19 protein-coding genes and 4 pseudogenes are annotated in these 25094 nt (G+C 69.1%); 6 read left to right on the forward strand and 17 right to left on the reverse strand.

All coding sequences use genetic code 11. The features are described from left to right. Window positions 1–31 precede the first annotated feature (31 nt). A complete protein-coding gene (locus SLUN_RS36070) occupies window positions 32–1042 on the forward strand; it encodes an NADP-dependent oxidoreductase (protein ID WP_175313308.1) in 1011 nt (336 codons plus the stop codon). Between the two features lie 516 nt (window positions 1043–1558). Here SLUN_RS36070 and SLUN_RS36075 read toward each other — a convergent pair. The 4 genes from SLUN_RS36075 to SLUN_RS41815 form a co-directional block, all read right to left on the reverse strand. Beyond that, the gene (locus SLUN_RS36075; RefSeq protein ID WP_108154084.1) at window positions 1559–3391 is read right to left on the reverse strand and encodes a glycoside hydrolase family 15 protein; all 1833 of its coding nucleotides are present in this window, start codon (window positions 3389–3391) and stop codon (window positions 1559–1561) included. A 410-nt stretch (window positions 3392–3801) separates the two neighbouring features. Further along, complete coding sequence (locus SLUN_RS36085; protein ID WP_108155137.1) at window positions 3802–4698, reverse strand: oxidoreductase; 897 nt, start codon at window positions 4696–4698, stop codon at window positions 3802–3804. 395 nt (window positions 4699–5093) lie between these two features. Then, a complete protein-coding gene (locus SLUN_RS36095; RefSeq protein WP_108154086.1) occupies window positions 5094–5891 on the reverse strand; it encodes an SDR family NAD(P)-dependent oxidoreductase in 798 nt (265 codons plus the stop codon). A 90-nt stretch (window positions 5892–5981) separates the two neighbouring features. Then, window positions 5982–6110, reverse strand: a complete 129-nt coding sequence (locus SLUN_RS41815; protein WP_371413884.1) for an NAD(P)H-dependent oxidoreductase — start codon at window positions 6108–6110, stop codon at window positions 5982–5984. Here SLUN_RS41815 and SLUN_RS36100 point away from each other — a divergent pair. From SLUN_RS36100 to SLUN_RS40560, 4 genes and pseudogenes are all read left to right on the forward strand, one after another. After that, a pseudogene (locus SLUN_RS36100) lies at window positions 6096–6426 on the forward strand (NADPH-dependent FMN reductase); the annotation flags it as partial. The gene SLUN_RS41815 and the pseudogene SLUN_RS36100 sit on opposite strands and share 15 nt — an antisense overlap. Window positions 6427–6840: 414 nt before the next feature. Continuing rightward, complete coding sequence (locus tag SLUN_RS36105; protein WP_108154087.1) at window positions 6841–7269, forward strand: nitroreductase family deazaflavin-dependent oxidoreductase; 429 nt, start codon at window positions 6841–6843, stop codon at window positions 7267–7269. 113 nt (window positions 7270–7382) lie between these two features. Next, a complete protein-coding gene (locus SLUN_RS36110) occupies window positions 7383–8234 on the forward strand; it encodes an NADP-dependent oxidoreductase (RefSeq protein ID WP_306610735.1) in 852 nt (283 codons plus the stop codon). Between the two features lie 109 nt (window positions 8235–8343). After that, entirely contained in the window at window positions 8344–8649 is a 306-nt protein-coding gene (locus tag SLUN_RS40560) for a DUF899 family protein (RefSeq protein WP_257153861.1), read from the forward strand. Between the two features lie 681 nt (window positions 8650–9330). Here the strand turns inward: SLUN_RS40560 and SLUN_RS36120 are convergent. From SLUN_RS36120 to SLUN_RS39745, 8 genes and pseudogenes are all read right to left on the reverse strand, one after another. Next, window positions 9331–9538, reverse strand: a pseudogene (locus SLUN_RS36120) (HAD-IA family hydrolase); the annotation flags it as partial. A gap of 130 nt (window positions 9539–9668) precedes the next feature. Further along, entirely contained in the window at window positions 9669–10658 is a 990-nt protein-coding gene (locus SLUN_RS36125) for a glycine betaine ABC transporter substrate-binding protein (protein ID WP_108154088.1), read from the reverse strand. Continuing rightward, window positions 10658–11425: an ABC transporter permease gene (locus SLUN_RS36130; RefSeq protein ID WP_257153862.1), complete on the reverse strand. Its 768-nt coding sequence runs from the start codon at window positions 11423–11425 to the stop codon at window positions 10658–10660. The genes SLUN_RS36125 and SLUN_RS36130 overlap by 1 nt, the downstream gene beginning before the upstream one ends. A 104-nt stretch (window positions 11426–11529) precedes the next feature. After that, entirely contained in the window at window positions 11530–12825 is a 1296-nt protein-coding gene (locus SLUN_RS36135) for a betaine/proline/choline family ABC transporter ATP-binding protein (protein WP_371413885.1), read from the reverse strand. Continuing rightward, complete coding sequence (locus tag SLUN_RS36140) at window positions 12818–13465, reverse strand: ABC transporter permease (RefSeq protein ID WP_108154090.1); 648 nt, start codon at window positions 13463–13465, stop codon at window positions 12818–12820. Before SLUN_RS36140 ends, SLUN_RS36135 begins: the two co-directional genes overlap by 8 nt. A gap of 183 nt (window positions 13466–13648) precedes the next feature. Continuing rightward, window positions 13649–14164: a VOC family protein gene (locus tag SLUN_RS36145; protein ID WP_254709907.1), complete on the reverse strand. Its 516-nt coding sequence runs from the start codon at window positions 14162–14164 to the stop codon at window positions 13649–13651. A gap of 64 nt (window positions 14165–14228) precedes the next feature. Further along, window positions 14229–14954, reverse strand: coding sequence for an IPT/TIG domain-containing protein (locus tag SLUN_RS36150; RefSeq protein ID WP_108154091.1), 726 nt, complete (start codon window positions 14952–14954; stop codon window positions 14229–14231). A gap of 635 nt (window positions 14955–15589) precedes the next feature. After that, a pseudogene (locus SLUN_RS39745) lies at window positions 15590–16033 on the reverse strand (mannose-binding protein); the annotation flags it as partial. A 524-nt stretch (window positions 16034–16557) separates the two neighbouring features. Between SLUN_RS39745 and SLUN_RS36165 the strand changes: the two are divergent. After that, on the forward strand, window positions 16558–17187 hold the full coding sequence (locus tag SLUN_RS36165) for a hypothetical protein (RefSeq protein ID WP_108154092.1): 630 nt from the start codon (window positions 16558–16560) through the stop codon (window positions 17185–17187). Window positions 17188–17314: 127 nt separating this feature from the next. Here SLUN_RS36165 and exaC read toward each other — a convergent pair whose 3' ends face one another. From exaC to SLUN_RS36190, 5 genes and pseudogenes are all read right to left on the reverse strand, one after another. Then, a complete protein-coding gene (gene exaC, locus SLUN_RS36170) occupies window positions 17315–18838 on the reverse strand; it encodes an acetaldehyde dehydrogenase ExaC (RefSeq protein WP_108155140.1) in 1524 nt (507 codons plus the stop codon). Between the two features lie 99 nt (window positions 18839–18937). Then, on the reverse strand, window positions 18938–20500 hold the full coding sequence (locus tag SLUN_RS36175; protein ID WP_108154093.1) for a GMC family oxidoreductase: 1563 nt from the start codon (window positions 20498–20500) through the stop codon (window positions 18938–18940). A 32-nt stretch (window positions 20501–20532) separates the two neighbouring features. Then, window positions 20533–22128 (reverse strand): APC family permease, encoded by a 1596-nt coding sequence (locus SLUN_RS36180; RefSeq protein WP_108154094.1) that lies wholly within the window; start codon window positions 22126–22128, stop codon window positions 20533–20535. Continuing rightward, on the reverse strand, window positions 22125–23594 hold the full coding sequence (locus SLUN_RS36185; protein ID WP_108154095.1) for an aldehyde dehydrogenase family protein: 1470 nt from the start codon (window positions 23592–23594) through the stop codon (window positions 22125–22127). The genes SLUN_RS36180 and SLUN_RS36185 overlap by 4 nt, the downstream gene beginning before the upstream one ends. Before the next feature lie 211 nt (window positions 23595–23805). Continuing rightward, window positions 23806–25088 (reverse strand): annotated as a pseudogene (locus SLUN_RS36190) (winged helix-turn-helix domain-containing protein). Window positions 25089–25094 lie beyond the last annotated feature (6 nt).

Here is a 25094-nt window from a genome sequence, read left to right on the forward strand (position 1 = left end):
GCGTATCCCGCAGCGCGGGCAGGAGAAAACGATGCCGACACACACGATGAGGGCGGTCCGGCTCCATGAGCACGGCGGCCCTGAAGTTCTGCGTTACGACGAGGTGCCGATTCCCGAGCCGGGGCCGGGTGAGGTGCTCGTTCGCGTTCACGCGGTCGGCATCAATCCTCCGGACTGGTACCTGCGCGGCGGGCTGACCAGGATGCCTGGGGAGACGGAATCGACGGTCAGCCTGCCGGTGATTCCGGGTACGGACGTCTCGGGCGTCGTCGAGGCCGTCGCCGCGGACGTAGACGGCCTCGCCGTAGGTGATGAAGTCTTCGGTCTTCTGCGTTTTCCCAGCTTCGACGGCAGCGCATACGCCGAGTACGTGGCCGCGCCCGCGTCGGACCTCGCACGCAAGCCGGCCGGCATCGACCACGTGCACGCCGCCGGGGCGCCCATGGCGGGGCTGACGGCGTGGCAGTTCCTGATCGAGCTCGGACACGATCACCCCTCGCCCTTCCAGGAGGCACGGCATCGCCCGACGGCACTCGACGCCGACACGACGGTGCTCATCAACGGCGCCGCGGGCGGCGTGGGGCACTTCGCGCTACAGCTGGCGAAGTGGAAGGGTGCACGTGTCATCGCGGTGGCATCGGGCGCGCATGAATCGTTCCTGAGCGAGCTCGGCGCCGATCAGTTCATCGACTACACCAAGATTCGTCCCGAGGAACTCGTGCACGACGTCGACCTCGTTCTCGACACCGTCGGCGGCCCCGACAGCAGCCGCTTCCTGCGCACGCTCAAGCGCGGCGGCGCCCTCTTCCCGGTGTTCCCTGGCGAATTCGACGAAGAAGAGACCGCGAAGCTGGGCGTCACGGTCTCGAGCGCACAGGTCCGCTCGAACGGCGCGCAGCTCGCTGAACTGGGACGCCTGCTCGACGCGGGCACGGTCCGCGTCGCGATCGACAGCACGTTGGCGCTCGCGGATGCCCGAGCAGCGCACGAACGCGCCGCCCGAGGGCACATCCAGGGCAAGATCGTGCTCACGGTCGCTTAGGAACGAGCCGTTTCCCCGACGCGTCCGGCGCCCGTCCGCGGGACACCGGTGGCCATCGAGACGCCGATGCGGAGAGCTTGGGGCGCGTCTGGCGACCAGGCGGCCACGATGCTTGCTGCGGCGAACCGAGCGGACCCGTGCGGTCGGCTCGGTTCGCCGCAGGAGATCGCCGAGACGGTCGCATTCCTGATGCTGGCGGAGCTGCGTATATCACCGGCCGGCACATCACCGTCGCCGGCGGCAGCGGTCCGGCGTCCTGACGGTGGAGCGGTCGGTCGCAAGGCGGCGCGCCGCTCGTTGAGGCGCCCTTTCTCTGTGGCTAGAAGAACCCCAGCTTCTTCGGCGAGTACGACACCCGCAGGTTCTTCGAGTGCTGGTGGTACACGCGCCATACCGCTTCTGAGCAGGCGAAATAGAGGGATCCGTCGTCGATCGTGCGGTGCTGGCCCGTAACTGGCCCGGATCTTGCCCCACCCAGGGGCGCGTCGGGCACTGCGTCCGGGTGGCGGTGCCGCGTCAGCCGAGTGCGCGGTCGAGGTTGAAGGCGGCGCTGATCAGCGAGAGGTGGGTGAAGGCCTGGGGGAAGTTGCCGAGTTGTTCGCCGGTCGGGCCGATCTCCTCGGCGAACAGGCCGAGGTGGTTGGCGTAGGTGAGCATTTTCTCGAAAGCGAGCCGGGCTTCCTCCAGTCGGCCTGCACGGGCCAGTGCCTCGACGTACCAGAAGGAGCAGATCGAGAAGGTGCCCTCGGGGCCGTGCAGGCCGTCGGGGCTGGCGGTCGGGTCGTAGCGGTAGACCAGGGAGTCGGAGACCAGGTCTGCGGTGAGGGCGTCCAGGGTGGAGAGCCACTTGGGGTCGGTGGGCGAGATGAACTTGGCCATCGGCATCATCAGCAGCGAGGCGTCCAGGACATCGTCGTCCAGGGCCTGGACGAACGCGCCCCGCTGGGCCGACCAGCCGCGCTGCATGATCTGCCGGTAGATCGCGTCCCGGGACTGCCGCCAGCGGGGCAGGTCGGCCGGGAGGCCGCGGCGGTTCGCCATGCGGATCGCCCGCTCCAGTCCCACCCAGCACATCAGCCGCGAGTAGACGAAGTTCCGCCGGCCCGCGCGGGTCTCCCAGATTCCCTCGTCGGGCTGGTCCCAGTGCTCGCAGAGCCAGTCCGCCATCGCGCCGACCTCGTCCCAGCGGGCGCTGCTGATCGGCTGTCCCCACTTGTCGTACAGGTAGATCGAGTCGATCAGGGCTCCGTAGATGTCCAGCTGGAGCTGGCCGGTGGCGGCGTTGCCGACCCGGACCGGTGCGGAGCCGAGGTAGCCCTCCAGGTGCGGCAGCTCGTACTCGGGCAGCTCGCTGCGCCCGTCGATGCCGTACATGATCTGCAACGGGCCGGTCGCACCGGTGCCGCCCATGATGCCGCGCTCGCAGAACCCCATGAACGCCTCGGCCTCCGAGGTGAACCCCAGGCGCAGCATCGCGTAGACGCAGAAGGCGGCGTCGCGGACCCAGACGTAGCGGTAGTCCCAGTTGCGCTCGCCGCCGATCTGCTCGGGCAGGCTGGTGGTCGGTGCGGCGACGATCGCACCGGTCGGGGCGTAGGTGAGCAGCTTGAGTACCAGAGCGGAGCGGTTCACCGTTTCCCGCCACCGCCCGTGGTAGCGCGAACCGGCCAGCCAGTGACGCCAGAACCTGACCGTCGCCTCGGCCTGCTCCTGTGCCTCGGCGCGTGGACAGGACCGAGGGGCCACGTCGTCGCCGATCTGGTCGAGGGCGAACACGTGGGACTCGCCCTCTAGGAGCTTGAAGTGCGACCACACATCCAGGCCGTCGCTCTCCAGGGGTGCGGTGGCGGTCAGCGCGAGCGTCAGTGACGGGGAGCGAAACACCGCCGTGTGGCCTTCGAGGTTCGTGGTGTGCGCTTCGGCGCCGTAGCCGAAGCGGGGGGCGATCCGCGCCCTGAACGGGAGGGTTCCGCGGACGCAGACCACCCGCCGGATCAGCCGGTGCCGGGCCGCCTCCCGCGACTCGTCGACCACGGGCATGAAGTCCTGTATCTCGGCCACGCCGTCTGCGGCGAAGAACCGCGTGATCAGGACGTTCGTGTCGGGGAAGTAGAACTGCCTGGTGCGTGTCGGGACCTCGGCGGCCAGCTCGAACGAGCCGCCCCGGTCGGCGTCGAGGATGGACCCGAACACGCTGGGCGAATCAAAGCGCGGGCAGCAGTACCAGTCGATGGTGCCGTTCGTGCCGACCAGGGCGGTCGTTCGAAGATCGCCGATCAGACCGTGTTTGGAGATCGGTATGTAGCGGCTGCTGTCGGCCTGCTCGAAACCAGTCGTGTCGAACGCCATGCCGGCCTCCCTGCCGCTGCGGCGCGGGCCTGGAGAAGAACCTCCGCATTTCATGCTAGCCCGCTACTCGAGGAGTGGGTCTGGCGGAGCCGTGCGGACAGGACTCGGCGGTCGGCTGGTTTCAGGCAGCCCGCCGGCACCTCTCGGCGTGGACGGCAGCAACCTCGACGTTTTCGCCGTCACGCCCTCCGGCGCCGCGTCCGACACCCCGCAGGTCACCAAACTGCCCGGCGCGGTCCCCTTCGGGTTGCTGCTCGCGGCGAAGACCGGCCATGATCGCCCTGCTCATCGCGATCGCCACCATCCGGGTCCACCGTCAGGAACGCACCGGTGCGGTGCCCGAAACTCAGCAGGCCGCACCGCGGCCGGCGGCATCACAGCCCGCAGCACAGCTGACCGGGACTGTACAGCTAGCGCGTCGCCGGAAAATGTCTGGCCAACTCCGCTTTGGAAGCCTCATCAAGCTGGACTCCGGCGGCGTCGAGGTTCTCGGCCAGGTGAGCGCGCGTGCGGGTTCCGGGGATGAGAAGGATGTTGGGCGCGAGGTCGAGGAGCCAGGCGAGTGCGATCTGTGCGGGGGTCGCCTGCAGCCGATTGCCCAGCGCGGCCAGCGCCGGGCTCGTCAGGATGTGGTTCTGGACGCCCTGCGGCCAGCCGAGCGGGCAGAAGGGAACGAACGCGATGCCCCGGTTCGTGCACTCCTGGAGCACGTCCAGGGAGCTCTGATCGGCGAGGTTGAAGAGGTTCTGGACGCAGGCGACCTCCGTCTGCTCGAGCGCTCGCAGCAGGTGCCGCTTCGAGATGTTGCTGAGGCCGATGCCGTCGACCAAGCCTTCCTCGCGGGCCTGGATCAGGGCTGCCAGTTGGGAGTCGAACCGCTTGCCGGGTGTTGACTGGTCCATCATGCGCAGGTTCACCGCGGCCAGGTGGCTGATGCCCAGCGTGGTGAGGTTCTCCTCGATGCCCTGGCGGAGCTGGTGTGGTTCGTCGAAGGGCAGTACCGCGCCGGCGGCATCGCGACGGGCGGCCACCTTGCTGACGATCGCCAGGTCGGCCGGGTAGGGGCGCAACGCCTCGCGGATGAGCTCGTTCACCACGCTGGGGCCGTAGTACTGCGCGGTGTCGATGTGGTTCACGCCGCTGTCGACTGCGGCACGCAGCACGCGCAGCGCTTCGTCGCGGTCTCGTGGCGGGCCGAAGACGTTGTCGCCGGCCAACTGCATCGCGCCGTATCCGACCCGGCGCACGTGCCAGGGGCCGAGAGCGTACGACCCTGCGGATTCGATGACGTGCAGGTGGTCCGACATGGTTTCTCCTGCGCTGGAATCACTGTTCGTGCATGCACCACCATGATGGTGCTTGTACGGGCCGCGAGCCCGGATCCGCCAGCGTGGCAGGTTCCGTTTGATCCGCCCGACGTAGTAGCCCTGGGCATTGACCGCGGGGCCGAGCCCCGAGGCGGACTCGGGGCGTAGTCCGGCAGGCCGTTGGCGTCGGTGGAGGCCGGCGCGGCGATCGCCGGGACAGCCGCGACCTTGGCAGACCGGGCCAGGAAGGAGCGGCGGTTCGAGGGGGAAATCGAGCACCGACATCGTCTCAACTGCCTTTCACGAAGGGGTGATCGGTCAGGTCGCGCGCGGTTCTGTCTGGGCCCCGACCGTGTTCCGCACAGCGCCGTCGGGGTCCTCTGGGAAGAGGCGGGTCAGTAGTTGCGGGTGTAGCCGCCGTCGGCTGCGATGAACTTGGCGGTGACGAAGGCGGAGTCCTCGCCGGTGAGGAAGAGCACGGTGCCGACGATGTCCTCGGGCGTGGCGCGGCGTTTGATCGCCTGCTCGGTGGCGAGCAGGGAGTCAATGCCGGCGGGCATGGCCCCGTCCGCGACGGTTTCGTCGATCAGCGGGGTGCGGGTGAACGCCGGGGAGACGGCGTTGACCGTGATGCCGAAGGGGGCCAGGTCGTTGGCCAGGCCGCTGGTCAGTCCGAGGATGCCTGCCTTGCTGGCGAGGTACGGCGTCATGTCGGTGGTGTTGGTGTAGATCGCCGAGGAGCTCATGTTGACGATCCGTCCCCAGCCGCGCTCGCGCATGTCCGCGGCGAAGGCCGTGGACATGAGGAACTGGGAGTCGAGGTTGGTGGACAGCACTCGGCGCCAGTGCGCGAAGTCGACGTCCGCGAGCGGCGCCATGCCGGCGATCCCGGCGTTGTTGACCAGGATGCCGGCGGGCCCGCAGGCAGCCAGCACCGAATCGTGCAGCGCGCGGACCGCGTCCGGGTCGGAGACATCGGCGACCAACGGAACGCACGTGCCGCCGGCCTCCTCGATCTCCTTGTACGTCTGCTCGGGGGCCGACAGGTCGACTGCGGCGACGGTCGCGCCCCGGCGCGCCAGTCCGCGGGCGATGGAGGCGCCGAGGCCACGCGCGGCGCCGGTTACGACGGCGACGCGGCCTTGGTGCGTGGCCCACGGTGCGGCTTGGGCGGAGACGCTGTTCTCTGTCATGAGGATTCCTCCTGGTCACACCCACGGAGGCGGTGACCTGCTGAGAGCTGCGGGGACCAGGCGCCGCGCGCGGGTCCGCAGCGGGTCGGTTCAGCTGCGCACGTGCTCGACAGCGTGGACGCCGCCGACGGTGCTGTAGGAGACGAACGCTGCGGCCTTGTTGTTCCACTCGGCGTAGGCGTAGTCGATCGCGTTCTTCGTCACCCCGAGTACAACCACGGCATCCCCGGCTCACTGAAGAACGCCATCGACTTCCTCTACGCCGAGTGGAACAACAAGGCGGTCGGCTTCGTGTCCTACGGCGGTGTCGGCGGCGTCCGGGCTGTCGAACAGCTGAGGCTCGTCGCCGGCGAGCTCCAGATGACCGACGTACGCCAGCAGGTCACGCTGTCGATGATCACCGAATTCGAGAACTTCAGCGTCTTCAAGCCCGGCGACCACAACCTGCCCGCCCCTGAACACGATGCTCGACCAGGTCATCGCCTGGAGCACCGCGCTCGCACCGCTGCGCATGGCCTCGGCCGCCGCAGCCTGAGCCACCCGCCGGGCTCCGTTCACCCATTTTGCGGCGTACAAGAAGTCCCGCCATGTCCTACGAGCCGAGACGTCCCATTGCACCGAGAAGGCACGCCTGTCCGCAGATGATCGGTCCTGCGGGTGCCCCGGCCGTGCGAATCTCCGTGATCCGGTGATGCCTCATCACCCGCCTGGTGGAAAGGATCGCAGTGGCCCGCCTCCCGGGAGGAGGCCGCCGACCGAAGGGAGATCCTCCGTGAGCACCGAACAGCGAGAGAGCCTCGAAGCAATCCTGCGGCAGCCTTCCCCGCCGCCAGCGACGTCGATGAGTAGCGGCGCTCGCGTCACCGCCTAGCGCAAGGCAGAACCCGCTCTGTCCCTACAGCTCATCCTCCCAGCGCATAACCCGGATCGTTGACGATAGGAGTTCGACATGAGCGAAGCACTCGACCGGAACGCGAAGACCATCGCAGAGTTCCGAGCGAACGAGGGCAGGGTCGGCGGGGTCTTCGAGGGCGCTCCGCTGGTCCTCGTCCATCACCGCGGCCGCAAGAGCGGGCAGGAGCACGTCAGCCCGACGATGTACCTCCCGCACGACACCGAGCCGGACATCGTCTACGTTTTCGCAACCAAGGGCGGAGCACCCACCAACCCGGATTGGTACCGCAACCTGACCGCCGCCGGTGAGAGCACCATCGAACGCGGCACTGCGACCTACCAGGTGACCGTCCGCGAACTGATCGGCGCCGAACGGGACCGCATCTACGCCGAGCAAGCGCGGCGTTACCCCGGCTTTGCCGAGTACGCACGCCAGACTGCCGGAATCCGCATCATTCCCGTGCTCGAACTCCGGCGGGCGTAGCCCACACCCCTGTCAGTTTCAGCGAGTCGAAGGAGAGAGATCATGCCCAGGGCGGTCAGGTACGACGAGTTCGGCGGGATCGACGTGTTGCGGGTCGACGAGGTGGACGCCCGGTGCCCGGGGACGGGCAGGCCCTCGTACGCGTGAAAGCGGCCGGCATCAACCCCAGTGAGGCGGCCATCCGCACGGGGGCGGTGGCTGACCTGTTCCCGTCGACGTTCCCGTCCGGGCAGGGCAGCGACCTCGCCGGGGTCATCGAGGAGGTCGGCGCGGGGGTTGCTGGATTCTTGCCCGGCGACGAGGTGATCGGATTCACCCAGAAGCGGGCCTCCCAGGCCGAGTTGGTCCTGGTCGAGGCCGGTGACCTCACGCGCAAGCCGGAGAAGGTCTCATGGGAGGTGGCCGGCAGCCTGTACGTCGTCGGCGTAACGGCGTGGGGGGCGGTACACGCCGTCCAGCCCAAGGACGGCGAGACCGTCGTCATCTCCGGAGCCGCCGGGGGAGTCGGCTCGCTCGCCGTCCAGCTCGCGCGCCGTACCGGGGCCGCGGTCATCGGCCTGGCGAGCGAGAGCAACCACGAGTGGCTGAAGAGCCACGACGCGATCCCCGTCGCGTACGGCGAGGGCATCGCGGACCGCATCAGGGCCGCCGCGCCCAGCGGCGTGGACGCCTTCATCGACACCTTCGGCCACGGGTACGTCGAACTGGCCCTCGCCCTCGGCGTCGCGACCGATCGGATCGACACCATCGCCGACTTCGCGGCCGCCGAGAAGCACGGGGTGAAGACTGACGGAGGGGTCGCGGCCGGGCCGGGCGCCAAGGTGCTCGCCGAGCTTGCCGGCCTGATCGCCGACGGACGGCTCGAGGTGCCGATCGCGAACGTCTACCCGCTGGCGCAAGTCCGCGAGGCCTACACCGAGCTCGAACGCCGCCACACCCACGGCAAGATCGTCCTCAGGCCCTAGTGCTCCAGTGAGATTTCTCCATTTGTCCTGGTCAACGGCCTGGTGGCGGGGGGTGTAGTGAGGCTGTGGCCTGGGTGGGATGGCTTTGAGGTGGACGTCCCATCAACGGGTGGCCGCGCCGCATGTAGTGGCAGGGTGCCCGTCCCGCTCGGCGATCGCTGACGGTTTTGACGGCTCAGTCATCCACCTCGCGAACGACGATGTCACGCTCTGCGCGGTGTCGCGGGCTCCGATCGCGAAACTGCAGGCGTACAAGCAGCGGATGGGCTGGAGCCGCTATTTGCACGACGGTGGAGGTCCGGATGGCGTGCTCTCTGACCGAGCACCGGATCCGTGTGGTGAACGGGTCGGCGCGCCACTGTTGGTAGTGGCCGAGATCGTCGATGTCCAATCACCACTGTCAACCTTGTTGTAGGCAACGGCATCTGGTCGATTGCCATCGGTTCGGTCGGCATACTCATCCGGGCGTGCGCGGCATCTCGCAGCGCGCACCAGGGACTTCAAGGTGCGGGCGTGTCGGGTGCGCTCGCCGCGAACGCCGCCGCCGCCCACCCGTCGCACAGCACATGAGCCGTCCGGCTCCCGGGGTGGGGATTCCGGGGCCGGCGGCTGGCGTGCTCTGCATGACCTTGGAAAGGGCTCTGCGTCTGCTGGTATGCACGGTGGACCGGCGATCGCGCTGGCCCGTGCACGGCCCGGATCTTCTGTATGAAGTGGGATATCGGAGGCAAGTGAACTTTGGAAATCATGCGATTTCGTAGCTGTCCCGAGACCAGGGCACGGTGCCTGACGGGGCTTTTGCGCAGGTCAGGCGCCGTCCTCAAGTTCTTAGAAGAAGCCGATCTTCTTTGGTGAATAACTTACTAATAAGTTCTTCGTCTGCTGGTGGTACAAGGCTCAGACGTAGCTTGACCAGCGAAGATAGCCAAGATCGAGACAAGTGGTGGAGGGCCGGCCCGGGAATGGCCCGGATCTTCGTCAAAGGCTGGCTGTCTGCCCGTCTTTGACGAGGCGGACCCGCCGTACTCCTCGCGTGCGCGCCTATGAGGTGATTGTGGCGTCCGTGTTGTGGCTTCGCCTGCGTCTGCCCGCCGCAAAACGCCGGGTCGTCGGCCTGTGCGGCGACGTACGGGATCGCAGCGCATCCCGGCCGCGTGTGCAGCGGCGGCGCCTGGGGCGTGGTCCTCCAGGACCACGCAGCCGGCCGCGGACACTCCCAGGCGGCGCGCCGCCTCCAGGAAGACGTCCGGCGCGGGCTTGTCGTGCGCGACCTCGTCGGCCGAGACGGTATCCCGGGACCGGGCAGATGCTCACCGGCATCGTCACCAAGTGGCTGCCGGACGACCGGGCCGACGTGCACCGTCGTGCTGCCGTGATCTCTTCGGGGCGGTGAGCCGGTTGTGATGGAGTTCAAGCCTGGGGCTAAGCCGTCTGTCAGCCCTCCCGGATGAAGCCCTCCCGCACCAGCCAGTCCTTCGCCACCTCGTGCGGGTCCTCCCCGTCCACGTCCACCCGCGCGTTCAGCCGCTGGGCCTCCGCCCCCGTCAGCCGCTTGGTGATCGGGGCGAGGACGTCGGCGATGGCGGGGTACTTCCTCATCGTGGTGCTGTTCATCTCGGGTGCCGCGTTGTAGTTGGGGAAGAAGTGCCGGTCGTCCTCCAGCACCTTCAGCTCGAGTTCCGGAATGCGGCCGTCGGTGGTGGCAGCCACGCCGAGGGTGCAGGCCGCGCCCTTGGCGACCTGGGTGTAGACGACGCCGTCGTCCATCTTTTTGAAGTTCCCGCGCCGGAGGGCGAATCCGTACGTCTTCGCCACGCCCGGCAGGCCGTCCTCGCGCACCGAGAACTCACTTCCGCCGCAGATCGTCGCCGCGCCCGGGTCTTTCTTCGTCAGACGTGCCACGTCGGAGAGAGTGCGCAGCCGGTACTTCTGCGCATTCGCCCGGTTCGCGACCAGCGCGTAGGTGTTGTTGAGCGGGGCGGCGGGCAGCCAGGCGATGCCGTTGCGGCGGTCCTCGTCGCGTACGGCCTCCCACTGCTCGTACGGGTCGACGACCGGCTTGGTGTGACCGAGGTAGGTGATCCAGGCCGTGCCCGTGTACTCGTACATCCCGTCCGCCGCACCGGACTTGACCGCCTCGCGGGCACCGATCGAGCCCTGGATGTTCGTCCGGTCCAGGACTTCCGCGCCGGCCGCTTTGAAGACCAGCCCCATGATCTGGCCCAGGATGATCTGCTCGGTGAACTCCTTGGAGGTCACGGTCAGTTGGGCGCCCTTCAGCGGTCGCCCCTTCCCGATGGAGCCGGGCTGCACCGAGTCGGCCAGCGGGCTGCCGCTGGTCAGTCCGCAGCCGCTCAGCCCTGCGGCGGCGAGCAGCAGGGCGCCCGCGCCCGCGACGGCCGTCCGTACCCGGGTCAGGCGCATCAGTCCACCTCCAGGCCGCGCGGGCGCAGCAGCAACTCGACGAGCATCCCCAGCCAGTCCACGATCAGCGCCATGGCGACCGTCAGTACGGAGCCGAGCACCAGCACCGGCATGCGCTGGTTGGTGATGCCGGAGGAGATCAGGTCCCCGAGTCCTCCTCCGCCGCCGAAGGTGGCCAGCGTCGCGGTGCCGACGTTCAGCACGAGCGCGGTCCGTACGCCCGCCAGGATCAGCGGTACGGCCAGGGGCAGTTCGACCCGGAACAGCACCAGCAGCGGCGACATCCCGATGCCGCGCGCCGCCTCCACGAGTGCCGGGTCGGTGGCCCTCAGGCCGGCCACGGTGTTGCTCAGCACCGGCAGCACCGCGAATGCCACGATGCCGACCAAGGCGGCTCGTTGGCCGATGCCGAGCCAGATCACCAGGAGCGCCAGCAGGCCCAGGGCCGGGGTCGCCTGGCCGATGTTGGCCACCGCGACGAACAGCGGTGCGGCCCGGCGCAGGACCCCGCGCGTCAGCGCGATGCCCAGCGGGATCGCGATGATGAGCACGAAGAAGGTGGAGATCGCGACGAGTTCGGTCTGCTGGAGGAGTGCGGTGCGCACGGCGCCGTCTGCGAGGGCGTTCCTGGCGATCGAGTCCAGCTCGGTGGTGCGGAGATACAGCGCGGTGGCGCCGAGGACGACCGCGACGAAGGCCGGCAGCGTCACCAGCTTCTGCCAGGTGATACGGGGCGGGACCCGGTCCAGTGCGGCGAGCCGGGTCACGGGCTCGTCATGCCCTGGCCCTGGAGCCGGCCCCGGGGCCGGGGACCCGTAACCGGCCTCGGGAGCGGCTCCACCACCGTCCCCGACATCGACCTCGCTCCGGCTCACGCGGGCTCACCCCGGCCGGTCGGCCGAGCCTCCTCGGCTCCCCGCTCGCCCGGCGCCCCGTGCATCGCGTTCAGTAGTGTCGACATGTCCACCACGCCGGCGTACGCGCCGTCCTGTCCCGTGACCGCGACGCGGCCCGCACCGTCGGCCAGCAGCGCCTCCAGCGCGTCCCGCAGCGTCATGTCCACCCCGATCCGGCTCCGTACGGGGGTGCCCGCCGACAACGGCAGCGGCTCTCCGGCGGGTTCCGCACTCCGGGCGCGCGTCAGGTCCTCGCGTCGCAGCCAGGAGTGCGGGCGCCGCTCCCGGTCCAGTAGCAGCAGGTGGTCGGCGGAGGCGGAGCCCGCGTCCAGCAGGTGCAGGGCGGTCTCGAGCGGGTCGTCGACGGTGGCGGTCGGGACGTCGGCGAGCTTCACCTCCCGTACGCGCTTGAGGTGCAGCCGCTTCACCCCGGCTCCCGCGCCCACGAAACCGGCGACGAAGTCGTCCGCCGGACTGGCCAGGATCGCTTCCGGAGTGTCGAACTGGGCGATCTGCGACCGGTCGCGCAGCACCGCGATCCGGTCGCCGACCTTGATGGCCTCGTCGAAGTCGTGCGTGACGAAGACGATCGTCTTGCGTAACTCGCGCTGCAACCTGATGAGTTGGTCCTGCAGGCGCTCGCGGGTGATGGGGTCGACGGCCCCGAACGGCTCGTCCATCAGCAGCACGGGTGGGTCGGCCGCCAGCGCCCGCGCCACCCCGACCCGCTGCTGCTGGCCGCCGGAGAGCCGGCGCGGATAGCGGCCGCGGAACTCCCCGGGATCCAGCCCGACCAGTTCGAGCATCTCCTCGACCCGGTCCCGCACCTTCGCGCGGGGCCAGCCGGCCATCTTCGGTACGAGCGCGATGTTCTCGGCGACGGTCATGTGCGGGAAGAGGCCCGTGGCCTGGATGGCGTAGCCGATGGTGCGGCGGAGCGCCACGGGGTTGATCCCGGTGACGTCCTCGCCGCCGATGGTGATCCGCCCCGAGGTGGGCTCGATCAGCCGGTTGATCATCTTGAGGGTGGTGCTCTTGCCGCAGCCCGAGGGCCCCACGAGGATCACGGTTTCGCCGGCCGCGACGTCCAGGGTCACGTCCTCCACGGCCGGGGCCTGGCTGTCCGGATAGCGCTTGGTGAGGTTGTCCAGCCGGATACTCGCGCCGGCGGCGGCCGGCCGGTCGGGCTCGGCGGATCGGGCGGATCCGCCGGGGCCTGCGGCGCCGGACGTCGGGGAGGTCGGTTCGACGATTTCGGCAGAGTCAGCCACGGATCCCCCGTGAGATGGTGAGCCGTCCGATCAGCACGTACCCGGCGTCGAACAGCAGGGCCAGGACGACGATTCCGAGCGTCCCCGACAGTACTTCGTTGAGCGCGTTCGCACTGCCCAGGCTGGAGATCCCGCGGAAGATCTGGTTGCCGAGCCCGGGCCCCGAGGCGAAGGCCGCGATCGCCGCGATGCCCATCAGCATCTGGGTCGACACCCGGACACCGGTGAGGATCGGCGGCCAGGCGAGGGGCAGTTCGACCCTGAGCAGCTGGGCGAACCGTGACATCCCCATGCCCTTGGCGGCCTCGACGAGGGCCGGGTCGACTCCGCGCAACCCGACGACCGCGTTACGGACCACGGGCAGCAGTCCGTACAGCGTCAGCGCGATGACGGTCGGCGCGACGCCGAGGCCGACGACCGGGACGAGCAGGCCGAGGAGAGCCAGGGAGGGGACGGTGAGGATGCTTGCGGTCGTGGTGATCGCGAGGTTTCCCGCCCACTCGGTGCGGTAGGTGAGGACGCCGATCAAGACCCCGAGCACCGTGGCGACGACCATGCACTGGAAGACGGCGCTGGCGTGCTGATAGGCGTCCACCAGCAGCTGCTGGTAGCGGGTGCCCAGGTACTCCCAGAAGCTCACTTCTCGGTCCCTCCCTCAAGGGCGGTCGGCATTCGAGCGTGCCACCAAACGGCACAGCATGTCACCACCCCCCCAGCGGCGAGGAGTACTTGGGCCGCGCCCGACGGGAGCCGCATCACCGGCTCGGCAGCTGCCCGGCGAGATCCTCGGCGACATCACCGAGGAAGGGGCGGCTGCTGGTGGTCACGGCGGTCTGGTGACGTTCCGCGGCCCGGACCAGGTCCGTGACCGTGGCACGCGCGGCATCCGGTGCACCCAGCGGCAGGACAGGCGGCGTGGTGAAGCCGGCTCAACAACGGCTGTTCGAAGCGACATGCCCCAAGCGATGCCGGTGGGAGACGCCCCAGGCTGGAGGTTCAGGGACCGACGTACTCGTAAACCCTGCCGTGGGGGGTGCCGCTGTACGACGCGGTGACCGTTGGGTGTCGGAGAGGTGGGAACCACCACCTCGGCGCCTCCCTCCACCGCTTCCTTCACCGCTGCGTCCAGGTCTGCCACCGCCAGAGTGGCCGCCACACCGGCAACTCGCTGCGCAGCCTCATCCGGGCCGCTGAACAGCAGGAAGGGGCCGACGCTCGCCAGGGTGACCCCGGCAAAGGCGAAACGGGATGCGGTGCTCCCGGTGAGTTTCTCGTAGAACGGCACGGCCGCATCCAGATCCTCGACGCGCTGCCGCACGACCACTGATTCGACCGCCATGAAATCATCCCACCGTTGCATGGTGCGATGCCGGGCTCTGCGTGGTGGTGGGACGGCGGAGCGTTCACAACAGGTACAGGAAGGTCCCGGGCGCCGCGTCGTTGCCACCGGTGGTGGTGACGGTGATAGTGACTGTCCCTGGCGCATGGGCCGGCGCCATGGCCGCGATCTCGGTGTCGGAGAGCACGGCGAAGGTGGCCGGGACGGCGCCGAAGGTCACCCCGGTGGTGGTCAGCAGGTTCGTTCCTGTTATGCCGACCAGGGTGCCGCCGGCCGGCAGCCCGCTCAGCGGGCTGAACCCGGTCGCGGTCGGCGGGTCGACGAAGCGGAACGCGGTGCTGGCCGTCCCCCCAAGCGTGACCACGGCCAGCGCCACCGTGCTGGCCGCACCGGTCGGCGAGACGACCGTCAGTTCCTGGTCGGACACCACCGTCGGGGTGACCGTCGAGCCACCGAACTGCACGGTGGTCGCCGAGGCCAAGTACCGCCCGGAGATGGTGATGGTGCTGCCGCCTGCCACCGGCCCCGAGCCCGGCGACACGGACAGGATCACCGGCGGCGGGAGATAGAAGAAGGGCTCTGGACCGCCGACGCCGCCGGGGGTGACGACCGTGACCCCCACCACGCCGGCTCCCGTCGGTGTGATGACGGAGACCGAGCCGGCCGTGTTGCCGGTGATGGCGGCCGGCTTCGTGCCGAAGTTCACCGCCGTGGCACCGCCGAGGTCGGTGCCGGTCACGGTCACTGTCTGGCCCCCTGCGGTTGAACCCTGGTTCTGAGTGATCGGCATGTTCTTCCTCCGTGTCTGTCCTGCGTCCGGCCGGTATGCCGCTGGAAAACGCGTACTCGGGACGGTGATGCATCACTTCCTGCGGATGTGAACGTCAGATCAGCACTTTTCACCCTTATGGGGGATCAGTTGGCGCTGGGGTCGACTGGCCTGCCGATCACGACGGCCTGCATGACCCATTGGGGTATGCCCGGCTGGTGGCGGGGCTTCGTCCGCGTTCTTGAGCGGTCAGGGCCTTCGGCGGCCGATGCGGCCGCAGGCTGGCATGCCTCGCACCCGTCTTTGCCGAGGCGGCCCGGGGCGCGTCGATGAGGAACGCGGTGTCGGACCGTCGACACCCCCGACGGCGTGGTCGTCGCCCTCGGCGCCACTGAGGTCGCCGCCGGCGCGCAGTTGTCCGCCGGCGTAGCCGCGCGGGGAGGGCGGTGCTTGTCAACGGCCTTCCCGGGATCGTGTCGTGGCGCGAGGACGGCTCCCCACTCTCGGTCATTGCATTCACCGTCATCGACGGCCGGATCGCCGGCATCGCTGTCGTGATCGACCCGGCAAGGCTTACGTCAAGTCGCCTTGACGGGGGCGCCCCTCTCCCGCCGCGAGGTCCGACAGTCGGCGGGCCTCTCCGACCCGTCGCGGTGTCAGGTGGACCAGATGACTCCGCCGTTGTGAAGAATGACGACCTTGCCGTCCGCCCGCAGGACCAGCTGGGCGTTCTCGTGGCCATGGCTCTTGGAGGCCCAGATGGGGCGGTCGTCGGCGTTGTGGATGACGAGGTTGCCGTCCTGCTGGAAGATTGCCCGGTGGTTGGCGCCGAATGTCATGGCCGCCCAGATGGGCTTGCCCTTCTCGTTGTAGACGACGAGGTTGCCGTCGCTCTGCATGACCATGCGGATGCGGTTGGTGGACCAGGTGTTTCCGACCTGCAGGACACTGGTCGTGTAGACGGTCTTGGTGCCCCAGTTCGGCTTCGGGGTCGCCTTGGCCTTCTTCTCGGGCGAGTTGCTCGCCTTGGGGCTCGGCGAGGGCGCGGCAGGCTGGACGACGGCGACCTTCGGAGCAACGACCACCGGGCGAGGGCGATCAGGGACCCCAACTACACGGCAAGGGTCTACAACACCTACAAAGCCCAGCTGGCCGAGCACATCGCCCAGGACAGTCCCGTCCGCCCGTTGCTGCCTGCCGACAAGGGAAGGTTCGGCGTCCTCGGAGACTTCGCCCAGCTCGCCACCAGCGTCGGAACCAACAACCGCGGCGACAGCATCCAGCAACGCGTTGCTCCGGACCGGACCGGCGGCAACACCGGCGAGGCACGCCCCAGACTGCCCTCGACACCGACACCGACACCGACACCGGCACCGAGCAGAACCCGAATACGACGCCCGCAGCACCGGAGCCGGTCCTCATCCCCTTCAAGTCGGGGAACTTCGAGTTCACCAACCTGAAGCACACGAACGAGGGGTACCGCGACAAGGCGGTCCGCATCATCGAGCTGCTGCGGAAGCACGACACGATCCGTGACTACGTCGGCGACCGCCTTGTCCGGATCACCCTGCACCTCCGTACGACGGAGACTCCGGCCGATGTGACAGACCGTGGTGATGCCGGTGTGGACATCAACCTTGCCAGTTACTACTTCGAGAAGTACGACATCGGTTACATCATGGGGATGCTGGCCCACGAGATTGGTCTGCACCCCTTGGCCTCGCGGGACGCGGGCATTCCTGACGAGGAGGGGATGTTCGCGGGGGTTCCGTTGACCGTTCCGGGGCTGACGCATCTGACGACGCCGCGGATGATGAGCACCGAGGGTGCGGGTCAGGCCGACCACATCATGGCCGCCTTCCCCAGCAGCACAAGGCACCGGATCTACCGCGACATCGTCCTGGGAATGGCCAAGATCCTGGCGGAGGACGCGCAGGCCGGCGAGGAGGGTGCCAAGGCCCAGGACGTCACCGACCTGATCGACTGCTATCTGATGGACCTGGCCTCAATCGCCCTCACCAACGACCACCGGACGAACGCGGCGAAGGAGCCAAACTACACGGCGCGGGTCTACAACGCCTACAAGGACTTGTTCCAGGCCCAGTTGGCGGGAGACACTGCGCTCCAGGCCCTTCAGGCCCTCCTGCCGTCCAACAAGAGCATGTTCGGCGTGATGAACGCCTTCCGGCGCATCGCCACCCACGTCGCCATCGGCAACAGCGGCGACAGCATCCAGCAGGCCGGTACGACCTGAGGCGCGTGTGTCTCTGACGCACGCGCCTCCTGGCGCACGATCGGGGCGGGGCGCACCGACACACAGTCCGCCCCGCACCACGACGCCTCAGGAAACGGTCCGCACTCCCGCCATTTTTTTCGTGCGTCTAGAAGAACCCCAGCTTCTTCGGCGAATACGACACCAGCAGATTCTTCGTCTGCTGGTAGTGCTCCAGCATCATCTTGTGGTTCTCGCGGCCGATGCCGGACTGCTTGTAGCCGCCGAACGCCGCGTGCGCCGGATAGGCGTGGTAGCAGTTCGTCCAGACCCGGCCCGCCTGGATGGCACGCCCCGCCCGGTAGGCCGTGTTGATGTCCCGGGTCCACACGCCCGCGCCGAGCCCGTACAGCGTGTCGTTCGCCGTCCTGATCGCGTCGTCGAAGTCCGCGAAGGACGTGACGGCGACGACCGGGCCGAAGATCTCCTCCTGGAAGACGCGCATCCGGTTGTCGCCCTCGAAGATCGTGGGCTGGACGTAGTAGCCGCCCGCCAACTCGCCGTCGTGCTCGATCCGCCGGCCGCCCGTCAGGATCTTCGCCCCCTCCTGCTGGCCGATGTCCAGATACGAAAGGATCTTCTGGAGCTGGTCGTTGGAGGCCTGCGCGCCGATCATCGTGTCCGTATCGAGCGGGTGACCCGGCACGATCTTCTCGGTGCGGGCGATGCCCGCTTCCAGGAATTCGCCGTAGTGCCCGCGCTGGATCAGCGCCCGCGAAGGACAGGTGCACACCTCGCCCTGGTTGAGGGCGAACATCGTGAAGCCCTCGAGCGCCTTGTCGCGGAAGTCGTCGTCGGCCGCCCAGACGTCGTCGAAGAAGATGTTCGGCGACTTGCCGCCGAGTTCCAGGGTGACCGGTTTGATGTTCTCCGAGGCGTACTGCATGATCAGCCGCCCCGTCGTGGTCTCGCCGGTGAACGCGATCTTCGCGACGCGCGGGCTGGAGGCGAGCGGCTTGCCCGCCTCCACGCCGAAGCCGTTGACGATGTTGACGACGCCCGGCGGCAGCAGATCGGCGACCAGACTCAGCCAGAAGTGGATGGACGCCGGGGTCTGTTCGGCCGGCTTGAGCACCACCGCGTTGCCCGCGGCCAGCGCGGGCGCCAGCTTCCAGGTCGCCATCAGGATCGGGAAGTTCCAGGGGATGATCTGGCCCACGACGCCCAGCGGCTCATGGAAGTGGTACGCGATGGTGTCGTCGTCGACCTCGCTGAGCGAGCCCTCCTGGGCGCGCAGAGCACCGGCGAAGTAGCGGAAGTGGTCGATGGCGAGAGGGATGTCGGCGGCCAGGGTCTCGCGGACCGGCTTGCCGTTCTCCCAGCTCTCGGCGACCGCCAGCTCCTCCAGATGAGCCTCCATCCGGTCGGCGATCCGCAGCAGGACCGTGGCGCGGTCGCCGGCGGAGGTGCGGCCCCAGGCAGGGGCTGCCGCGTGCGCCGCGTCCAGGGCGCGTTCGACGTCATCGGCGGTGCCGCGGGCTATCTCGGTGAAGGGGCGGCCGTTGACCGGGCTCGGGTTCTCGAAGTACTCGCCGCGAGCCGGCGGGACGTACTCGCCGCCGATCCAGTGGTCGTAGCGGGACTCGTACGAGACGATCGCGCCGTCACTGCCCGGCGCTGCGTATCGGGTCATCTCCATGGCCTCCCGGTGAGGGTGCCGCCCGCCTTTGGACGGCGCTCGCCGCGAGGCTAGGAGCCCGGACGTTGCAACCAGGTTGCGGTGCCGGGAGGGTCAGGACTCCTTGATCATGTCTGAGCACTTCTCGCCGATCATCATCGTCGTGATGCACGGATTGACCGCGGGCAGGAACGGCATCACCGACGCGTCGGCCACCCGCAGTCCGGTGACTCCCTTGACCCGCAGCTGCGGGTCGAGCGGCGAGTCCACGTCGCCCGCCGCGCCCATCCGTACGGTGCCCGCCGGGTGGTAGACGGTGTTGTGCGTCTCGCGGATGTACCCGAACAGCTCGTCGTCGGACTGGAGCGCCGGGCCGGGAGCGAGTTCCTTGCCCGCCCACTCCGCCATCGGGGTCTTCGAGGCGATCTTGCGGGCGAGGCGCAGACCGTAGGTCATCACCCGCATGTCGTGCTCGTGCGTGAAGTAGCGCGGGTCGACCTTCGGCTTGTCCCTGAAGTCGCGGGTGCGCAGCCGCACCGTGCCCATGGACCTGGCGCGGGTGACGTTGGGGGTGAGGCAGAAGGCGTTGTCGGCAGTCGGGTAACCGCGCCGGTAGGTGTTCATGTCGAAGGGCACCGAACCGTAGTGGAACATCAGGTCCGGCCGGTCCAGGCCCGGTTCGGTGTCCGCGAAGATGCCGATCTCCCACCACTGGGTGGAGGAGGTGACCATGGGCTGCTTCGCCTCCCACATGATCACGCCCTCCGGATGGTCCTGGAGATGCGAGCCGACACCGGGGGAGTCCACCCGCACCTCGATGCCCGACTCCCGCAGATGCTCGGCCGGTCCGATGCCCGAGAGCATCAGCAGCTTCGGCGAGTCGATGGCACCGCAGGAGACGATCACCTCGCGGCGCGCCGAGACCGTACCGCTGTGAACCGTGTCGGGCTCCAGATACTCCACACCCGTGCAGCGCCGGGTCCCGTTGAACAGCAGCCGCTTGGCCTGCAGCCCCGTACGCACCTCCAGGTTCGGCCGCTTGCCGAGGACCGGGTGCAGATACGACACCGACGCTGACGAACGCGTCCCGTCCTCACGGCAGTTGATCTGGAACCAGTGGGCGCCGCGCACCACCGTGGTGCCGGTGTTGAACGGCGTCGTGGGGATGTCCGCCGCCGCGCAGGCGGCCAGCAGCGCCGTACCGCACGGGTCGTTCGGCGGAACGGTACGGATGGTGACCGGGCCCGAGCGGCCGTGGTGGTCACCGGGCGCGTCATTGGTCTCCAGGCGCTGGTAGAGCGGGAAGCAGTCCTTGGCGCTCCACCCCGTACAGCCCAGCGCGCCCCACTCGTCGAGGTCCTCGGCCGGGGCCCAGAAGGCGATGCAGGAGTTGTGCGAGGAGCAGCCGCCGAGCACCTTCGCGCGGGCGTGCCGCATGAAGCTGTTGCCGTTCTCCTGCGGCTCCACCGGATAGTCCCAGTCGTAGCCCGACTCCAGCAGGGCCATCCACTTGTCCAGCCGGAGGATGTTGTCGTCGCCGACGTCGGACGGACCGGCCTCCAGCACACAGACGCTGACGGCCGGGTCCTCGGTCAGTCGCGCGGCGATGACGGCGCCGGCCGTGCCGCCGCCGACCACCACATAGTCGTACTCGTGGACGGGGCTCTCTGCGGGCATCGCGTCTCCAGGTTCGGGAGTCGTTCGGGGAGTCAGCGGCTGGCGGCGGGAGGCTCGTCCGTGACGACGGCTCGGTGCTCCTCGAGCACGCCCGTACGGTGCCGCTGTACGAACCAGTAGTAGGCGAAGCCGCCCACAGCGACCACACCGATGAACACGAAGGCGCCCCAGCGCAGATACCAGTGCTGCGCGCCGGTCGCGTTGTAGACCTCGGCGCGCGGCCAGGCGAGGTTCAAGGACATGGCCGCGCCCCACAGCACGGCGGCGATGTTGACGGGCAGTCCCCACCGGCCGAGCGAGAACTTCCCTTCGGCGGGCTGCCACTTGCCCCGCAGCCGCTGCACCAGCATGGGGAGAGTGACCATCAGATAGGCCAGATAGATCATGATGACCGCGATGCTCGTGATCACCGAGAAGATCTGCGGCTGGTTGATGTTGATGACCAGGATGACGACGCCGATCACGCCGATCACCACGGAGGGCACCACCGGCGTCTTGAAGCGCGGGCTGACCTTGGCCAGCACCGAGCCGGCGGGGAGGTTGTTGTCCCGTGCCATCGCGAACATCAGCCGGATGCCCGCCGCTTGCACCGCCAGTACGCAGACCGAAATCGCGACGACCACGCACCACAGGAAGATCTCGCCGATCGTCGAACCCAGCGTGTCCAGCACCACGAACTGCAGACCGACCGTCGACAGCTCCTCGGCGGCCAGGTCCTTCACGGCCATCAGCGCGAACAGCAGGATCAGACCGCCGATGATGAACGACGCCACCAGCGCGCGCAGGATGGCCCGCGGGGCGTTGCGGCTCGGATCGTGGGACTCCTCGCCGAGCGAGGACGCCGTGTCGAAGCCGTACATCACATAGGCCGAGGCCAGTGACGCGGTCAGGAACGCGCCGAAGTAGCCGAGGGTCCGGTCGCCACCCAGTCCGTAGGTGTCGGTGAGGACGGTGCTCGGGCCGCGGGTGATGTGCGCCGCGAGAAAGATGATCAGGGCTACGGCCGCGATCAGTTCGATGAAGACGCCCGACGAGTTGATACGGGCCATCAGTTTGACGCCGAAGGCGTTGATCGCCGTGGAGAAGAGGATGAGCACCGAGCCGAGCAGGACGGCGTTGGCGGCCGCATCGTTCTCGCCGGAGCCGTCGCCGACGAACTGGAACCAGTCGTCGATCTGCGGCAGCGTGATCTGGTACGCGAGCGCCACGGCGGACAGCGTCACCATCGTCGCAGTCATCATCATCCAGCCGCCGAGCCAGCCGACGTGCGGGCCGCCCATCTTCTTGGCCCAGTTGTAGATCGAACCGGCGACGGGGAAGCGGGCGGCGAGCTCGCAGAAGCACAGGGCCACCATCAGCTGACCGACGAAGACCATCGGCCAGGACCACCAGTAGGCGGGACCGCCGAAGGCGACGCCGAAGTAGAACAGCTGGAAGGTGCCGGTCAGGATCGAGATGTAGCTGATCCCGGCGGCGAAGGTGTGGAAGTTGCCGAGGGTGCGCCTGAGCTCGGGTTTGTAGCCGAGCTCGCCGAGCGCGTCGTCGTCGTGCTGGCTCTGCGTCCGGGCGGCGCCGGCGGGGCCTGTGGGGCCTGTGGGGTCCGGCCCTGGGCCGGCGTCCGTACTCATTCGAACCACCTCTGTGGACTCGGCGAGAGATTGCGCCAGATGTGCTTGGCCTCCTGGTACTCGGCCAGTCCGGCCGGGCCCAGTTCACGGCCGAAGCCGGACTGCTTCATACCGCCCCACTCCGCCTGGGGCACATACGGATGGAAGTCGTTGATCCACACGGTTCCGGCGCGCAGCCGGGACGCCACCCGGTGCGCCAGGGCGACGTCCTGCGACCAGACCGCTCCGGCCAGCCCGTAGACGGTGTCGTTGGCGAGCGCGACCGCCTCCGCCTCGTCGTGGAACCGCTCGACGGTCAGCACCGGGCCGAACGACTCGTCGCGCACCACGGACATGCCCGGCGCGCACTCGTCGAGGACGGTCGGCGGGTAGTAGAAGCCGTCCCGCAGGGCCGGGTCGTTGGGCCGCGCGCCGCCGCAGCGCAGCACCGCGCCCTCGGCCAGGCCGGCCGCCACATATGCCTCGACCTTGTCGCGGTGCGCGGCGGAGATCAGCGGTCCGGTGCGGGCGTTCTCGTCGAACGGGCCGCCGAGCCGGATCTGCTGAGCCTTGACCACCAGCTTGTCGACGAACCGGTCGTGCAGTTCGTCCTGGACCAGCAGCCGCGCCCCGGCCGAGCAGACCTGGCCGGAGTGCAGGAACACCGCCATCAGCGCGTAGTCGACCGCTGCTTCGTAATCGGCGTCGGCGAAGACGATGTTCGGGTTCTTGCCGCCCAGCTCCAGGGCGATCTTCTTCACGGTGGGGGCGGCGGCCGCCATGATGCGGCGCCCCGTGACCAGCCCGCCGGTGAAGGAGACCAGGTCGACCCGGGGGTCCTCACTGAGCGGCGCGCCCGCGGTGGGGCCCGCGCCGAGCACCAGGTTGGCGACGCCGTCGGGCAGTCCGGCCTCGGTCAGCAGCCGCATCAGGATCATGGCGGTGTGCGGGGTGAGCTCGCTGGGCTTGAGTACGAAGGTGTTGCCCGCGCCGAGTGCCGGGGCGACCTTCCAGGCGGTCTGCAGCAGCGGATAGTTCCATGGAGTGATCAGCGCGCACACGCCGACCGGCTCGTGCACCACTCGGCTGTCCGCATCGGAGTTGCCGGTGTCGACGATCCGGTCGCTGCCGCCCGAGGCCGTCAGATTGCCGAAGTAGCGGAAGCAGTTGGCGATGTCGTCCATGTCGTACTCGCTCTCCACGAGCCGCTTCCCTGTGTCCAGGGATTCGGCGCGGGCGAGTGCGTCCTTGTCTCGTTCCAGCAGGTCGGCGACGCGCAGCAGCAGGCGGCCGCGCTCGGCGGCGGGAGTGCCGGGCCAGGGTCCGCGGTCGAAGGCGTCGCGGGCGGCGGCGATCGCCGCGGCGGCGTCCTTCGGCCCTGCCTCGTCGACCGTCGCGACCAGGGTGCCGTCCGCCGGGCAGCGGATCTCACGAACCTGCCCGTCGGCAGCGGCGGTCCACTTACCGCCGATGAACAGCTCCGGCATGGGGGCTCCTCCGGGCTCGGATGGGCGGGGCACCCGCCAGCGGCCAGGCCGGGGGATGCCCTTGTGGTGCTCCACCCACTGACAGTAAGGAGATCGGGCCGTGTTCGCAGTGTGGGAGCCGTCATCCGGTGAGGAAAGGGTCGGGACGGGTCAGGAATTGTCCACTGTCCACATGTTCGAACACCGCCCGCTCGGCGCGGTGCGGCAGCCGCTACGAACCCTGCCAGCCGTCGAGTTCGCGCACGCGCGCGAGCGCGGCCGGACGCTGCGGTACGGGCAGTACGGAGGCCAGCGCCCGCCACACCGGGAGGTCGTCCTCGCCCCACGGGCTGTACGCCCAGTCGGCCAGCAGCCCCGGATCCCCGCGCGCGATCAGTGCCGCCCGCAGCTGGTCCTCCAGACGGCCGCGCAGCCGGGCCACCGCCGGAGCCTGAGAGGCCGGCAGCAGCGGACCGGCGTACGCGCTCAGCGCCCCGGTCACCGCACCCGACGCCAGCCGCCGCCCCACTGTGTCGAAGTCCGCGTCCACCGCCACGGCGAGCCGGTACGGGCGCGAGCGCAGCAGCTCAGGACCGAGCAGGCCGCGCAGCCGGGAGAGCTCGGCCCGCAGCGTGACCGGGGTGACCGACTCGTCCTCGTACAGCTCCACCAGCAGCTCGTCGCCGCCGATGCCCTCCGGGTGGCGGGCCAGTACCACGAGGATCTCGCTGTGCCGGCGGCTGAGGCGCACCTTGCGCCCGTCGGCCACCAGCAGCGCCTCGTCCCGGCCCAGCGCCGACAGTCGCACACAGCCGGCCGCGGGCGGTGGGGCGAGCAGCGCGAGCTGCGACTCGGCGGCCCGCGCCACCGCCCCGACGAACGCGAGACTGTGCGGATGCGCCAGCCGGTCACCACCGGTGATGTCCACCGCGCCGAGCAGCCGCCCGGTGGCCGGATCGTGGATGGGAGCCGCAGCGCACGTCCAGGGGTGCACCGGCCGCCGGAAGTGCTCGGCGGCGAAGACCTGCACGGGCCGGTCCACCGTGATCGCCGTGCCCGGGGCGTTCGTCCCGGCGGCGGCCTCGGCCCAGCGGGCGCCCGGCACGAAGTTCATCCGGCCGGCCTGGAGGCGGGTGGCCGCGGGGCCTTCCACCCACAGCAGGCGCCCGTTCGCGTCGCAGACCGCGACCAGATGTTCGCCGTCCCTGGCGTACGCGCCCATCAGCTCCCGGACCAGCGGCATCACCCGTGCCAGCGGATGACTCTCGCGGTACGCCCCCAGGTCGTCGGCGGCCAGCTCGACACCCGCCGTACCCTCCGGGCTGACATGAGCACGGGCCGAACGCCGCCAGGAATCGGCCACCACGGAACGAACCGGCCGCTCCACCGGCCCGCCGTCAGATACGCGTCGTACGCCCGCCGCAGTGCGGCGAGCCGCTCCGCCGGATCCGCGCCGGACTCCAGGGCCACCCATGCGTCGCTCAACTCGGCCTCCCTCACCCATCGTGAACCCATACGCGA

Origin of the sequence: Streptomyces lunaelactis (assembly GCF_003054555.1) — a bacterium.
Taxonomy (GTDB): Bacteria; Actinomycetota; Actinomycetes; order Streptomycetales; family Streptomycetaceae; genus Streptomyces; species Streptomyces lunaelactis.